16 protein-coding genes are annotated in these 16021 nt (G+C 29.2%); 15 read left to right on the top strand and 1 reads right to left on the bottom strand.

What is annotated here, in order from left to right:
• The first annotated feature begins 6 nt into the window (after positions 1-6).
• The 5 genes from T514_RS0110440 (at position 7) to T514_RS26970 (ending at position 4608) form a co-directional block, all read left to right on the top strand.
• Positions 7-1128, top strand: a complete 1122-nt coding sequence (locus T514_RS0110440) for a DegT/DnrJ/EryC1/StrS family aminotransferase (protein ID WP_027624731.1) — start codon at positions 7-9, stop codon at positions 1126-1128.
• Between the two features lie 133 nt (positions 1129-1261).
• Positions 1262-2140: a hypothetical protein gene (locus T514_RS24365; protein WP_027624730.1), complete on the top strand. Its 879-nt coding sequence runs from the start codon at positions 1262-1264 to the stop codon at positions 2138-2140.
• An 84-nt stretch (positions 2141-2224) separates the two neighbouring features.
• Positions 2225-2932: a response regulator transcription factor gene (locus T514_RS0110430; RefSeq protein ID WP_027624729.1), complete on the top strand. Its 708-nt coding sequence runs from the start codon at positions 2225-2227 to the stop codon at positions 2930-2932.
• Positions 2933-4315, top strand: coding sequence for a sensor histidine kinase (locus T514_RS0110425; protein ID WP_027624728.1), 1383 nt, complete (start codon positions 2933-2935; stop codon positions 4313-4315).
• 134 nt (positions 4316-4449) lie between these two features.
• Entirely contained in the window at positions 4450-4608 is a 159-nt protein-coding gene (locus T514_RS26970) for a hypothetical protein (protein ID WP_169735817.1), read from the top strand.
• A gap of 78 nt (positions 4609-4686) precedes the next feature.
• Here T514_RS26970 and T514_RS26590 read toward each other — a convergent pair whose 3' ends face one another.
• Positions 4687-4842 (bottom strand): hypothetical protein, encoded by a 156-nt coding sequence (locus T514_RS26590; protein ID WP_156939874.1) that lies wholly within the window; start codon positions 4840-4842, stop codon positions 4687-4689.
• Between the two features lie 289 nt (positions 4843-5131).
• Between T514_RS26590 and mraZ the strand changes: the two genes are divergently transcribed.
• The 10 genes from mraZ to T514_RS0110365 all read left to right on the top strand — a co-directional run bounded on the left by mraZ (position 5132) and on the right by T514_RS0110365 (position 16000).
• Complete coding sequence (gene mraZ, locus T514_RS0110410; RefSeq protein WP_027624727.1) at positions 5132-5560, top strand: division/cell wall cluster transcriptional repressor MraZ; 429 nt, start codon at positions 5132-5134, stop codon at positions 5558-5560.
• A 48-nt stretch (positions 5561-5608) separates the two neighbouring features.
• Positions 5609-6541, top strand: a complete 933-nt coding sequence (gene rsmH, locus T514_RS0110405) for a 16S rRNA (cytosine(1402)-N(4))-methyltransferase RsmH (protein WP_027624726.1) — start codon at positions 5609-5611, stop codon at positions 6539-6541.
• A 34-nt stretch (positions 6542-6575) separates the two neighbouring features.
• Positions 6576-7064, top strand: a complete 489-nt coding sequence (locus tag T514_RS0110400) for a septum formation initiator family protein (RefSeq protein WP_027624725.1) — start codon at positions 6576-6578, stop codon at positions 7062-7064.
• Positions 7065-7078: 14 nt separating this feature from the next.
• Entirely contained in the window at positions 7079-9265 is a 2187-nt protein-coding gene (locus tag T514_RS0110395; protein ID WP_027624724.1) for a stage V sporulation protein D, read from the top strand.
• A gap of 96 nt (positions 9266-9361) precedes the next feature.
• Positions 9362-10810, top strand: a complete 1449-nt coding sequence (locus T514_RS0110390; RefSeq protein WP_027624723.1) for a UDP-N-acetylmuramoyl-L-alanyl-D-glutamate--2,6-diaminopimelate ligase — start codon at positions 9362-9364, stop codon at positions 10808-10810.
• 15 nt (positions 10811-10825) lie between these two features.
• Positions 10826-12229, top strand: coding sequence for a UDP-N-acetylmuramoyl-tripeptide--D-alanyl-D-alanine ligase (locus T514_RS0110385; RefSeq protein ID WP_027624722.1), 1404 nt, complete (start codon positions 10826-10828; stop codon positions 12227-12229).
• 36 nt (positions 12230-12265) lie between these two features.
• Positions 12266-13225 carry a phospho-N-acetylmuramoyl-pentapeptide-transferase gene (gene mraY / locus T514_RS0110380; protein WP_027624721.1) on the top strand — a complete coding sequence of 320 codons (960 nt, stop codon included), beginning with the start codon at positions 12266-12268 and terminating at the stop codon, positions 13223-13225.
• An 18-nt stretch (positions 13226-13243) separates the two neighbouring features.
• Positions 13244-14350: a stage V sporulation protein E gene (gene spoVE / locus T514_RS0110375; protein WP_027624720.1), complete on the top strand. Its 1107-nt coding sequence runs from the start codon at positions 13244-13246 to the stop codon at positions 14348-14350.
• A gap of 132 nt (positions 14351-14482) precedes the next feature.
• Positions 14483-15268, top strand: a complete 786-nt coding sequence (locus tag T514_RS0110370; protein ID WP_027624719.1) for a cell division protein FtsQ/DivIB — start codon at positions 14483-14485, stop codon at positions 15266-15268.
• Between the two features lie 15 nt (positions 15269-15283).
• Positions 15284-16000, top strand: a complete 717-nt coding sequence (locus T514_RS0110365) for a DUF881 domain-containing protein (RefSeq protein WP_027624718.1) — start codon at positions 15284-15286, stop codon at positions 15998-16000.
• The last annotated feature ends 21 nt before the right edge of the window (positions 16001-16021 follow it).

Genomic DNA, 16021 nt, shown 5'->3' with positions numbered 1-16021 from the left:
ATATTCATGGAAGTAGGTTTTTATACTTCAAAAAGGGAATACTTGGAAAAGAAAAATGAATTCCAAAGGGCTATAGAGAATGTTTTAGAAAATGGTATACAAACTTTAGGAAAAGAAGTAAAAGAATTAGAAAAGGCTGTAGAAGAATTTAGTGGAGCAAAGCACGCTATAGGTGTTGCGTCTGGTACAGATGCTTTGGTTATAGCCTCAGATATTATGGGATTTAAAGATGGAAAGGAAGTAATAACTTCACCATTTACTTTTCTTGCGTCTACTTCATGTATTGCTAAACATGGTGGTAAACCTGTTTTTGTTGATATTGATGAAGAAACCTTTAACATAGATACAACAAAGATTGAAGAAAGAGTAACTAAAAATACAGTAGGAATTCTCCCTATTCATTTATTTTGCCAAATGGCTAACATGGATCACATAATGGAATATGCAAAAAAATATAATTTATATGTGCTTGAAGATGCAGCTGAAGCTTTTGGAATGAAGTGGAAAGGAAATGGAGAAAGCTATAGAACTGCTGGTACCATAGGAGATATGGGAATATATTCATTTTTCCCAACTAAAACTTTAGGTGGTTATGGTGACGGTGGTATGATTACAACTAATAATGATGAATTAGCTGAACTTACTAAGATATATAGAGTACATGGAGCTAAACAAAAATATCATTATGATTATATAGGATATAATTCAAGATTAGATACAATGCAAGCTTCAATACTTCTTGTTAAAATGAAATATATAAGTGAAGCTATAGAAAAAAGAGAAGTAATTAATAATTGGTATAGAGATAGATTAAAAGATATTGAATATATTAAATTACCAAAAATAAAAGGGGATCAAAAACCTGTTTATTATGTATTTAATATTCTTTGCGAAAAAAGGGATGAATTAAACAAATACTTAAAAGAAAATGGAATTGGAACAAGTATTTATTATCCAATACCTCTTCATCTTCAAAAATGCTTTAGTTATTTAGGATATAAGGAAGGTGATTTCCCAGTAGCGGAAAAAGCTTGCAAGGAAGTTTTAGCATTACCAATATATCCAGAAATAACTGAAGATGAAGTAGAATATGTATGCAAAAAAATTAGAGAATTTTATCAGAAATAATTAGCTAAATAAAAAACATAGTATAGTGAAAATTAATTCACCTATGCTATGTTTTTTTACTGATTTTTAACTACTTTAATAATATGTGGAGATATAATTAAATCATCAAAGAAAAGAAAAGGAGATTGATCGTATGAATATAAAGGCTTTGGCACTTGGAATAATTATTACTGTATGTTCTGGTTGTAGTACTACCCAAGCGATAACACCTACAAGTGTTATATCTCCACCTAAAGGTAACATTATAAAAAGTGAAGGAATGGAAAATTTAAAGTCTATGGTAAATATATCACTGCCAAAGGGGGCTAAGATGTTAGAACCTATTACTCCACAAGGTACCCCTGCAATTCAAGTTAAAGACTTGCAAGGTGATGGAATAGATGAGATAGTAGCAGTTTCTTATAGAGTTGGGGACAGTGAAAATGAAGTCCGTATAGCTATATTTAGAAAAGAAGAGAATAAATTAATTCAAATTGCCGATGTAAAAGGTGAAGGATATACTATTGATAGACTAAGTTTTGAAGATATAGATGGAGATGGACAAAAGGAAATATTATTTGGATGGAAAGTAGGAAGTATGTATAATGTATTAGATGTTTATAAACTTCAAAATAAAGAATTAAAAAAGTTAGTAAGTACTGAGTATTCAAAATTGGAAGTTGGAAATTTTAAGAGTAACACTAGTGAAAATAAAAAAGTAGAATTTGCTATATGGATGAAAGATACAGGAGATTCCTATAAAATAGATATATTCAGATGGAATGGTAAAAATTTAATTAAGGCAGAAGATGTATACTCTGATTATTTTAATAAAGTAGTAATACCGTATTATACAGAAAAAGTTAAGGAAATGCCAAAAGCTGCATTTTATTGGTATTATCTTGGGGATGCTCAAATTAAAGCTGGACAAAAAAAGGAAGCATTAAAGTCTATAGAAAAAGGTATGAGTCTTAATTTGGAATATCCGTCCAAAGAAGAGTTTTTAAAGCTAAAAAAATTAGCGGAAAATTAATAAGAAATTTAGTGCAAACTACCAAGGTTTGCACTTTTTAAGTGATAAAATATAATATAATGTGGTTGAAAGGGGGCGTAATAAGTGGAGCAATTTTCTAAAAGAAAGATATTAGTTGTGGAAGATGAAATGCCTATTAGAAAATTTATATGTAAGAATTTGATAATGAATGATTTTAAGGTATACGAGTGTTCTTCAGGAGAAGAGGCATTAAAGACTATAAAGTTGGAATCACCTGAACTAATAGTACTAGATATTCTTCTTCCAGGTATAGATGGATTTGAAGTATGTGAAAAGGTAAGAGAGGGGTTTCCTTATATACCTATAATAATGTTAACTGCTAGGGCTCAGGATAATGACAAGCTTGCAGGACTTAAATTAGGGGCAGATGACTATATAGTAAAACCTTTTAATCCACTGGAATTAATAGCAAGAATAGAAGCTATTTTTAGAAGAATGGAACTATGTAGAAAAATAGAAAGTAATACTATTATTTCACAGAATTTTAAATTAGATAAAAATGCTCGGAAATTTTATAAAAATAATAAGCAAATAGATTTAACTCCAAAGGAGTTTACATTAATAAAAGTGTTGATGGAAAATTATAACAAAGCAATCAGCAGAGATGATTTGTTGAACAAAGCTTGGGGAAAAGATTTTTTTGGAGATTTTAAAAATGTAGATGTAACCATAAGAAGAATAAGGGAAAAAATAGAGGAAGATCCATCAAAGCCTAAGTATATTGAAACAGTGTGGGGATGCGGTTATATGTGGATAGAAGAGGTGAATTAGTTGCATGGAATAGGGAAAAGAATACTAAAAAGTTATATATTTATTATATTTTTAACTCTTTTTATAATTGAAAGTATTCTTCTTATAGGGATAAAACGCTACTATATTGTTAGTGTTGAGGAGATATTAAGCAAACAATTAGAAGTATCAAGTAATTTTTATAATAAATATTTATCTGATTCTAACCTTAATAAGGTAGCGGCAAATTTTATTGATAATATACAATCTAATACTACAGGTGAAATACAATTAATAGATAAGAACAAAAGAGTTATTATAGATTCTTTGCACTTATATAATGGAGAGATAATAAATTCCAAGGATATAGATGCAGCGTTAGAAGGTAAAAAAGGTAGAGTCATAGGAAAATTAGAAGGAACTAATGAGAACATAATGTCAGTTACTATGCCTCTATTATCTAAAAATAATGTAGTTGGAGTTCTTAGATATGTTACTTCTTTAGAAAAAATAAATGAAATTACTTTTAAGGCATTTATTTTTTTATCAGGTATATTTATAGTAGTTTTATTAATTTTAGCACTTATATGCATTAAAATATCTAAAACAATTACAGAACCAATAAATAACATTACATTAGCAGCTGGAGAAATGGCTAAAGGTAATTATAGCGCTAGAATAAATAAGACTTATAATGATGAAATTGGAAAGCTTGCTGATACTTTAAATAATATGGCAGAAGAAATTTTAAAAAGTGAAAAATTAAAAAATGAATTTATAGCTTCTATTTCACATGAAATAAGAACTCCTCTTACTTCACTGAAAGGGTGGATAATAACTATTAAAAGAGAAAAAGGAATAGATAAAGAAGAACTAATGGAAGAGTTAGATATAATGGATAAAGAAAGTGATAGGTTAAATGATCTAATAGAAGAACTGCTAGATTTCTCAAGATTAAATTCAGGGAAAATAACTTTAAATATTGATAATATAAATTTACACCAGATAATTAGAGAAACTATAAAAGAGTTAATACCTAGGGCAAATTGGATGAAGGTAGATTTAATTTTTCAAGAAAATAAAAATATAAATACTATAAAAGGAGATAAAAATAGAATAAAGCAGATTATGATTAATCTTATTGATAATTCTATTAAATTTACTGAACCACAAGGGAAAATATATATAAGATTAGAAGAAGCTATAAAAGGTGTAAATATAATTGTGGAGGATAGTGGTTGCGGAATAGATCCAAAGGATATTAGTAAAATAAGAGAAAAATTTTATAAAGGAAATAATAAAAAAAATGGAGCAGGATTAGGACTTGCTATTTGTGATGAAATAGTAAAGTTACATGAAGGGCATATGGAAATAGAGAGTGATTTAGGAAAAGGTACAAAAATTACTGTATTTTTGCCTTGTTGAAAAAATAAAAGCATTTCTAGAGTTAAGAATTAGATTCTAGAAGTGCTTTTTATATATCTAAAAAAACGGGAAAAGTATAAAAAGGATTTCAAGGGTAAGAATAATTATATACTTGATGAAAGGGTGGGATTAATGTGGCAAGAAGAAAAGGACAACATGAAGAAACAGTTGAATTTGCAAAAGATTTATTAGAGAAGGGAGTGGGTATGGGAGAAATTACAAAAAAAACAGGGCTTAGAGAAGAACAGGTAAAAAAGGTTATGAATAAGATGGAAAAAAAGTTAAATGACTAAAATAAGTATGGCACTTCTAGAAGTTTTTTTATAAGAGTTCTAGAAGTGCTATTTTAGTACAGATGGCATGGAATAGTTCTATTTTTCATTTAAATACATACCAAGCAATATGCCCTTCGCATAGCTCATTACTATCATTCCTGCTATACACATTTTTTCACTATTGCTTAAACAGCTAAATCTATGACGTCTAATTATTCTGTTGGTTTTAAACATTTTATTATTTGTAAACATAAAAGAACCTCCTAATTAAAAATATATTTTTAATAATATGTTTAGCATTTTAATATTTTATTATCAAATTTTTTTTAGGAAAGGGATGAATATATTGTATATAGACCTTGGGGATTATTAATTCCTTTAAGTGGAAAAAGAATAAGAATACAATAATAAAGTTTAATGCGTTTAAATTTTTTATTAAAAAGTACTTTTAAAGAAGGAATTTTTAGGTTATTATAGAATAGTAAAGATAGTGGTTCAAAGTGGTTTAAAGTGGAGTAAAATAGAAATTAGGGGTGCCAAAATGTTTATAGGAGAGTACGCCCACGGATTAGATGCAAAAAATAGAATTATAATACCATCTAAAATTAGAGAAGAATTAGGAGAACAATTTATTTTGACTAAAGGTTTAGATGGATGTTTATATATTTATCCTTTAAATGAATGGACTATTTTAGAGGAAAAATTAAAAAAACTTCCCTTAACAAGTAAGGATGCAAGAGCATTTGTAAGATTCTTTTTTTCTGGCGCTAATGAAATTACTGTTGATAAGCAGGGAAGAGCTTTAATACCACAAAATCTTTTAGAGTATGCAAATATAAAAAAGGAAATAGTAAGTATAGGAGTATCTAATAGAATAGAAATTTGGAGTAAAGAAAAGTGGGAAGAATATAACGAGTCTAATATAGATTTTGAACAAATTGCAGAAAAAATGAGTGAGTTAGGAATTTAAATCACACATATATAAAGAAAAGAAATAATAAAGAATGGAGAAATAATTATGGAATTTAAACATGTATCGGTTTTGCTAAATGAAGTTATAGAAGGATTAAATATTAAAGAAGATGGAATATATGTGGATTGTACTTTAGGTGGGGCAGGACATTCTTCAGAGATTTTAAAATTATTATCACCAAAAGGAAGACTTATAGGAATTGACCAAGATGAGGATGCTTTAAGAGCTGCTAAGGAAAGGTTAAAGGATTACAATAATGTAACATATGTACATAATAATTTTTATAATATTGAAGAAATATTACAAAGTTTAAATATAGAAAAAGTTGATGGAATATTAGCGGATTTAGGAGTATCTTCTTATCAATTAGATGAGGGTGAAAGAGGATTTAGTTATATGCAAGATGCACCTCTAGATATGAGAATGGATAGAAGAAATAGTTTATCTGCATATGAGGTAGTAAATGAATATAGCGAGGAAGATTTAGCAAGGATTATAAGAAATTATGGAGAAGATAATTTTGCTAAAAGAATTGCTAAATTTATAGTAGAAAACAGAAGTAAAAAAGAAATAAAAACTACAGGAGAATTATCAGAGATAATTAAATCTGCTATTCCAGCAAAATTTAGAAGAGAAGGACCTCATCCAGCTAAAAGAACTTTTCAAGCTATAAGAATTGAGGTAAATAAAGAATTAGAAATATTAGAGAAAACTGTGGAAGATGGAGTTAAGTATTTAAATAGTGGAGGAAGAATGGCTATAATAACTTTTCACTCCCTAGAGGATAGGATTATAAAAAATAAGTATAAAGAATTACAAAATCCATGTACATGTCCAAAAGATTTTCCTATATGTGTATGTGGAAAAAAATCACAAATAAAATTAGTTTCAAGAAAGCCTATAGAACCTACGAAAGAAGAGGTAGAGGTTAATCCTAGAAGTAGAAGTGCAAAACTTAGGGTTGCAGAAAAGCTTTAATTTACTGTTCTAATTATGAAAAGGAGTGAATAAAGTGATAATAACAGAGAAGGAAAACTATATCAATGGAAGTACTGTTCTTGCTCCACAATTTGAACCTAAGAGAGAAAAAAAGAAAGATGATAAATTAGAAAAACAAACAGAAATAAAAAATAGAAATAAGAGAGTTAAAAATAAATTCAAAATATTAAGAAACATAGCTCTTACTTTTTTGGTTGGTGTTATTTTAATAGGTAGGTATAGCAAAATATATAATTTACAAAAGCAACTAAATACAACAGGCCAAAATATAAATACGTTAAATAAGGAAAATGAAAACCTGAAGGTAGAATTGGTAAAATTTAGTAATGTACAATATATTGAAGAAATTGCTACTAAAAAATTACAAATGGTTAAACCTACTAAGGAAAGTATAATTTATTGTGATATGAAAAAAGAGATATTTAAATATGAAAATAATGCAAAAACGGAAAACAAATCAAAGGAAAATACTCTTAAAAATTTATTAAAGGATTTATTTTAACGGGGGTATAAAGTTTGGATAAGAAAATATATAGAGATAAAGTTCTAATTAAGAAAAGAATGTTTATAATTCTTATAGGACTGATAGTTGTGTTTACTTATCTTGTTAGCAGACTTGCTTATTTAATGGTTAGTAAAGGTCCAAATTATGAAAAAGTAGCGGTGGACCAATGGACAAGTGAGGTTAAAATATCAGCAAAAAGAGGAAGAATACTAGATAGAAATGGAAATGAACTGGCTATAAGTGCTAACGTATATAGAGTAGATTTAGATTTAAATACTTTAAGACATACTATGGAAGATAAGAAACTACCCGTTGAAACTGTGGCTTCAAAATTAGGAGAAGCATTAGAAATGGATGCAGTTGAGGTTGCTAAAATCATAAATAAAAAATTCCCTAATGGATTGCCATATGGTTCAGCTACACTAAAAAGAAGAATAGAAAAGCCTATGGCTGATAAGGTTAGAGATTTGAAAATAAGTGGAGTAATAGTTTCCGCTGATACAAAGAGATATTATCCTAATAATAATTTTTTAGCACACGTTTTAGGACATACTAATTCAGATGGAAAAGGTCTTACTGGAGTAGAAATGCAATATGATAAAATATTATCAGGAAAGCCTGGTAAGAGAATAGCGGAAATGGACAACACTAGATCTAGAGAACTTCCTTATGTGATTTCGGAATTTACTAAGCCTGAGGATGGAAAAGATGTAATACTTACTATAGATGAAATGATACAGCATTTTTGTGAAAAAGCAGCAGATCAAGCTTTAAGTGATAATAAGGCAAAAGCTGTTTCAATAATAGCTATGGATCCTAATAGTGGAGAAATCTTAGCTATGGTAAACAAACCAGATTATAATCCTAATGATCCATGGGTAAAGGGTAAGACTAGTGATGAGCTTCAAGCTATGTGGAGAAATAGAGCAGTAAATGACACTTTTGAACCTGGATCTATATTTAAAGTTATAACAGCAGCTTCTGCTATGGAAGAAAATGTGGTTTCTGAAAGTGATAAATATAATTGTACTGGTGCTGTAGTAGTAGGGAAGAGAACCATACATTGTGCAAAAAGATCAGGGCATGGTGTGCAAAGTTTTCCTGATATAATAAAGAATTCCTGTAACGTAGGCTTTGCAGAAGTAGGAAAAAAATTAGGAAAAGAAAAACTTTATTCATATATACAAAAATTTGGATTTGGGCAAAAAACGGGAGTAGATCTGCCAGGAGAAGCAAAAGGTATAGTAAAGAAAGCTGAAAATATGTCAGATGTGGATCTTGCTACTATTTCTTTTGGTCAAGCTAATACAGTATCCACTATGCAATATTTAGCAGCATTTAATGCAGTAGCTAATGGTGGCAAATGGATCAGACCTCATGTTTTAAAGGAAGTAGCCCATTATGATGAGGGAAATAATAAAGAAGTAACAGATAGCAAGTTTGATAATTATGGAGAAAAAACAGTACTTGATGGAAAAACTGCAGCTACATTGAGAACTTATCTTGAAAGAGTTGTATCTGAAGGAGGAGGACAAAGAGCTTTTATAGAGGGGTATCATATAGGTGGAAAAACTGGTACTGCTCAGAAGGTTATAAATGGAAGATATGGTGAAGGGAAATATATATCTTCTTTTGCAGCTATGGCTCCAATAGATAAACCAAAGATAACTTTACTTGTATCAATAGATGAACCAGATCCTACTAATTATTATGCTGGACAAATATCAGCTCCAGTAGCACAACAGGTTTTAAATGATATTTTTAATTATTTAGCTTTTAAAGCAGATGCTTCCTCGGAAAAAATAGCTGAGAGTCTAAAAAAAGACATTATGATACCTGAGATAAGAGGAATGAAGAAAGGTGAAGCATTAAAGTTATTAAAAGAAAAAGGGTTGGATTATAAAATTGATGCTAGTGGTGACTATATAGTAGATATAAGCCCAAAACCGGGTTATACTGTGAAAGAAGGTAGTAAAATAGTACTTTACACAGGAAGTACATCAAATTATAATAAAGTAGTGGTAGTTCCTAGTGTTAAAGGATATAGTATAGAAAGAGCTTCACAACTTTTAAATAGCATTGGTTTAAAGATTGAATATAGTGGTAATGGATTAATATTCGAACAGAGCAGAAAAGAAGGAGAAGAAGTTCAAAAAGGAACTACTGTATATGTAAAACTAGACGAAGTAGGAGATTAATATTACAGTGAACGGATTATCCGTTCACTGTTGTATTGTTAAAGTAATAATTAATAAAATTTAATTATTAACCAATATAATTAAAGAGGTGTAATTATGAAGCTAAAGGAAATGTTAAAAGGTTTAAATTATGAAATTACAAAAGGATCAGATGAAATAGAGGTAAATAATATTCAGTATGATTCTAGAAATATAAATAAAGGTGATTTATTTTTTGCAATACAGGGATATAGTACTGACGGACACAAGTATATACCAACTGCTGCTGAAAAAGGAGCTGTCGTTGTAATCTATGATGAGGACGTAGAAAATTTACCAGAATGTACTATGATAAAAGTAGAGGATAGCAGAAAGGCAATGGCATTAATTTCCTCAAACTTTTATGGAAATCCTAAAAATAAATTAAAAATCATTGGTATTACAGGCACAAATGGTAAAACTACTTCTACTTTCATGATTAAATCTATATTAGAAGAAGCTGGTTTTAAAGTTGGACTTTTAGGAACTATTGCTAATTACATTGGAGATAAAAAACTTCATTCAGATAGAACAACTCCAGAATCTTTAGAGATTCATAAGTTATTTAAGGAAATGGTCCAGCAAGGTGTAGATTATTGTGTTATGGAAGTTTCTTCTCACTCGCTTTATTTAGATAGAGTATATGGAATAAAGTTTTCTCAGGCAATATTTACCAATCTAACACAAGACCATCTTGATTTCCATAAAACTTTTGAAAACTATTATGAAGCAAAGCTATTACTTTTTAAGAACAGTGAAAATTCCATAATAAATTGGGATGATGAATATGGGAAAAGAATATACAATGATATAAATGAAAATAAATTAACATATTCTATAGAAAAGGACTCAGATCTTAAGGCTGAAAAAATAAAAATGCATTCTAGGGGTGTGCAATTTACAGTAAACTATGATGGAAAAGAAAAAGAAATCAATATACACATACCAGGAAGATATAATATTTTAAACTCATTAGGCAGTGCTCTTGCTTGTTTAAATGAAGGTATAGATTTAGAAGTTATTAAAAATGGATTAGAAAATATGAATGGGGTTCCAGGAAGATGTGAAATAGTAACTAAGAATTATAATTTAGGTTATGAAGTTATAGTTGACTATGCTCATACCCCTGATGGATTAGAAAATATACTTAAAACCGCTAGGGAATTTACTGAAGGCAGATTAATTAGTGTATTTGGATGTGGAGGCGATAGAGATAAAACTAAAAGACCTATTATGGGTAAAATAGGAACAGAATTAAGTGATATAGCTATTGTAACTTCAGATAATCCAAGAAGTGAAGAGCCTTTATCAATAATAGAAGATATAAAAAACGGTATAGAAAAGGATAATTATATAGTAGTAGAAAATAGAAGACAGGCAATTAAAAAGGCAATGGAAATAGCTAAAAAATGTGATGTAATAGTGGTAGCTGGAAAAGGCCATGAGGATTATCAGATATTAAAGGATAGAACTATACACTTTGATGAGAGAGAAATAATTAAAGAAATAATTGAAGAATTATATTAGGAAGGGGTTTTCTGATTGGAATATTTAAGTTTTGAAGAAGTAGTTAAAGCTGTAGATGGAGAAGTGTTAGTAAAAGGAAATAGATTTGATTACAATGATATCTCCACAGATACACGTAAAATTCATGATAAAAGTATTTTTATTGCTTTAAAGGGCGAAAATTTCAATGGAAATAGTTATGTAAAACAAGCTAGTGAAAAAGGAGCCTACATTTGTGTAGTAGATGAAGTGTTTTTTAAGAATGAGGATATTAAAGAGTATACTTCAATAATTAAGGTTAAGAATACAAGAAAAGCTCTTTTAGATTTAGCCAAGTATTATAGAAGTAAGCTTAATATAAAGGTAGTAGCTATTACTGGTTCTACAGGAAAGACTTCTACTAAAGATTTAACAGCAGCAGTTTTAAGTGCAAAATATAAGGTGTTCAAAACAGAGGGCAATTTTAATAATGAAATAGGACTTCCTCTTATGATATTTAAATTAGACAATAGTTTTGAAGTGGCAGTTTTAGAAATGGGTATGAGTAATTTAGGTGAAATACATAGGATGGTAGAGGCGGCTAGACCAGATATAGCATTAATAACAAATGTAGGAATATCTCATATAGAAAATTTGAAAACTAGAGAAAATATTTTAAGGGCAAAACTTGAGGTTACAGATTATTTCAATGAAGAAAATGTACTAATAGTTAATGGAGATAACGATTTACTAGGGGCTATAGATAATAAAAACTATACATTAATAAAAACAGGTTTTGAAAATGAGTGGGATTTTTATGCACATGATATAGTGTTGAATGAAAAAAGTATAGATTTTAAAGTTAAACAGGCACAAGAAGAAGAATCAATACATATTGATTTACCAGGTAAGCATAATGTTTGGAATGCTCTTTTGGCCATAGCTTGTGGAAAAGTTTTAAAAATGAGCCTTGAAGAAATAAAAGAAGGATTGAAGAATCTTCAAACTACTGCTATGAGATTAGATATAATTAGAGGAAACAAATTCACTATAGTAAATGATTGCTATAATGCTAGCCCTGATTCGATGAAGGCAGCTATTGATGTATTAACTAATATTAAGGGCAAGAGAAAAATAGCAGTTTTAGGAACCATGAGAGAATTAGGAGAAGAATCTTTTAGAGCTCACATGGAAGTTGGAGAATATGCAAAGGAAAAAGGCATAGATTTACTTATAGCTTTAGGGGAGTTTGATAAGGCCTATGGGGAAGGTTTCCAAGATGGAAAAAATGGGAACATAATTGAAGAAGATAAAGAAAGTTTTTTGAAATTAGAAGATTATGATGAGGTAGTAGAATTTTTAATATCTTATTTGGGAAAAGAAGATGTTGTATTATTTAAAGCATCAAGAGCTATGAAATTTGAAAGAATGATTGAAAAACTAAAGACTAAAAATGATTAAGGAGGTGAATTTGCTCTAGTTTTATGAGCATAATATATGGACAGTAAAATAATATACTCAGTACTTGTAGCGTTTTTTCTATCAATAATTGGAGGGCCAATATTAATTCCAATACTTCATAAGTTAAAATTTGGTCAAAATATAAGGGAAGAAGGACCTAAAAGTCATCAAAAAAAAGCAGGAACTCCAACTATGGGAGGAATAATATTTATATTAGCTTCACTAATAGCTATGTTGATTTTAGTAAAAAAACCTAGTGATGAAGCCATGTTTGCTCTTTATGCATTTATTGCATTTGGTTTCATAGGTTTTATTGATGATTTCCTAAAGATAGTACATAAGAAGAATTTGGGATTAAGAGCATATCAAAAAATGATTTTATTAATTGTTGTATCCTTTGCTTTTGCTTATTATGCAGCAAATAATCCAGATATAGGAACAACAATTATAATACCTTTTAGTGGTAAATCTGTTAATTTTGGAATGCTATATATACCTTTTATAATAGTATACTTTGCAGCTACTACTAATGCAGTAAATTTAACTGATGGATTAGATGGGCTTGCAACTTCAATTACAATATTGGTTATGGTTTTCTTTGTAATAGTAAGTTTTAATATGGGACATTATACTTTATCAATATTTTGTGCAGTATTAGCAGGGGCTCTTTTAGGATTTTTAAGATATAATGCGTTCCCAGCTCAAGTGTTTATGGGGGATACAGGTTCATTAGCATTAGGGGGAGCTGTAGCTGCTGTAGCTATGATATTAAAATTACCACTTTTGGTTATAATTGTAGGCGGGATATATGTAATGGAAACACTTTCAGTAATATTGCAGGTAGCATCCTTTAAATTAACTGGGAAAAGAATTTTTAAGATGAGTCCACTACATCATCATTTTGAATTATGTGGATGGCATGAGACTAAAGTTGTATCTATATTCTCAATAGTAACAGTAATATTGTGTATGATTGCGTTCTTATCTTTTAAATAATTGTTTTAGGAGGTAATTATGAGAAAACTCCAAAATAAAATGGGAAGTATAGACTTTTTGCTATTTTGTGTAATAATGCTTTTAGTAGCTATAGGAGTAGTTATGGTTTATAGTGCCAGTTCCTATTTTGCTTTTTATAAGTATAAAGGGGATAGTATGTACTTTTTGAAGAGACAAGGATTATGGGCTATACTAGGCATGTCTGCTATGTTTGTTACCATAAATATGGATTATCATATTTATAAAAGATATACTAGATTAATTATGATAATTACAACAATATTATTGTTTGTTGTATTACTATGTCCCGAAATAAATGGAGCTAGAAGATGGATACCCTTGGGACCAGCTTCACTTCAGCCTTCAGAAATTGCAAAATATTTTGTAGTACTATATTTGGCTAAAAGTATTGATGCAAAAGGAGAAAAAATAAAGACCTTTTCTTATGGCGTAATCCCATATCTTTTAGTAGCTGTTTTTTATGCAGGACTGGTTTATGCCGAGAAAAATTTAAGTATAGCTACAGTTATTATGACGGTAACCTTTTTTATACTCTTTGTGGCTGGAGCTAAGTTTAGTCATCTTGTGGCAGTAGTGCTTCCGGTAATATTAGCAGGAGCAGCAGCCATACTGTTAGTACCTTTTAGAAGAGCTAGATTTTTTTCCTATAGAAATCCTTGGGTAGATCCACAAAAAACTGGTTATCAGTTAATTCAATCTTTTTTAGCATTAGGTTCCGGTGGAATATGGGGAGTTGGATTAGGACAATCGAGACAAAAGTGCTACTACATACCAGAACCTCATAATGATTTTATATTTGCAGTAATAGGGGAAGAGTTAGGGCTTATTGGATGTGTTTTCATAATACTACTATTTCTTTTATTTATTTGGAGGGGAATTGTTACAGCTGTTAAAGCAAAGGATACATATGGTACTTTGCTTGCTACAGGTATAACTTCAATTATAGCAGTTCAAGCGTTAATAAATATTGCTGTAGTTACAGGTTCAATTCCTGTTACAGGAGTGCCTCTTCCTTTTATAAGTTATGGGGGATCTTCTCTTTTTGTTAATATGGCAGCTATGGGAATATTATTAAATATTTCAAGACAAAAAAGTAATATTTAAACAAATAGCATTGCATAAAAGCAATGCTATAATTATGTAAAAAAGTATTGAAATTTAATAATAAATTTAATGAAATTAATTTTATATCGTGTTATTATATATATAGCCTATAATTTAAAAGGTGGAGATAATATGATAGATACTAATAATTTAGTTAGAAAAGAAAAAAATGAACTTATAATAAAAAGGAGAAGAAAAAAGTTTATAAAAAAATGTATTCTTCTTTTAACATTACTTGTATCTACCTTAACAGCCCTTTGTTTGAAGCATCCATATTTTAATATAAAGAAGATTGAGATTATAAATAATAAAAATATACCCAAGGAGGAAATAGCAAAACTTTCCGGAATTTTTAAAGGAGACAATATATTTTATATTAATATGGACAGGATAAAAAAAGGTATATTGACTAATCCGTATATATTAGATTTAGAAGTGAAGAAAAAATTGCCTGATACTATAATTATTAATGTTAAAGAAAGGGAAGCCACTTTTTACGGAGAAAAAAATGGTAGGTTTGTTGTTATAGATAAAAATGGTGTTGTTTTAGAAAATAGAAAAGATATTAAAAATATGAATTTAGTTAAACTCCAAGGATTTGATTTTGAAAAAACTGAAGTAGGTAAACCAATCCTAAGTAAAGACGATAGAAGGTTACAGTTAGTATGTAATATGAGTTCTTTGATAGGAAATAAAAAGGATAATTATAAAATTGCGCTTGTGGATATACAGGATGTAAATGATATAAAGCTTTATTATGGGAATTTTTTGATTAAGTTAGGGAATGATGGGGATTTGGATAAGAAATTAAATAAGGCTTTCAATATTTTATTGCAGAAAGAGGAAGTGAAACTAGCTAAAAAAGGGTATATTGATGTTAGTTTTGATGGAAATCCTGTAGTATTTTTAGAAAAGTAGGAGGATAAAACTATTATGCGTAAGTGGGGTTCTCAAGTTAGTGTGGCTTTAGTTTGTGCTATTTTGGGCTTTATGTTGGCTCACCAATTTAAAGTTCTTCTTAGACAAGAAAAAATAAATATTAATCCATATAATGCTGCAGATATTACTGCAGAAATTGAACAGTATAAAAATGAAAAAGAAAAATTAAATAAAAAAGTAGATGAGCTTGAAGGAAAAGTAAAAAGTTATGAAGAAGCAGCAGCAGGAAGAGATGATGCTACTAAAAATTTGCTGAAGGAATTAGAGGATACTAGAATACTAACAGGAACCACTGATGTGCATGGTGAAGGAGTTATTATTTATTTAACTCCTAATAGTGGAATTTTTGGTGCAGGAGCTGAAGCTAGAATAACAGATAGACATCTTGTTTATTTAATAAATGAGTTAAAATATTCTGGAGCTGAAGCTATTTCTATAAATGATATAAGAATTACGGGAAGAACGGGAATAAGAATTTCAGGAAATAGCATATCAATAAATGGAGAGGATAGAGTTTCACCATCAAAAAGAATAGTTATAAAGGTTATAGGATATAAGAAAAACTTAATGGAATTATTTGATTTTCCAGAAACTTTATCTGAGTTTAAGGGTATTTGTGAAGTTAAATACGAACCAGTTGATGACTTAAAGATTGAGAAATATAATAAACCTTATAAGTTTGAATATGCAGAACCAGTAAAAAATGAATAATTTAATTTTATATAGGGGTGA

Source organism: Clostridium lundense DSM 17049 (assembly GCF_000619945.1).
GTDB lineage: Bacteria > Bacillota > Clostridia > Clostridiales > Clostridiaceae > Clostridium_AO > Clostridium_AO lundense.
This window is presented reverse-complemented; position numbering and strand designations above follow the sequence as displayed.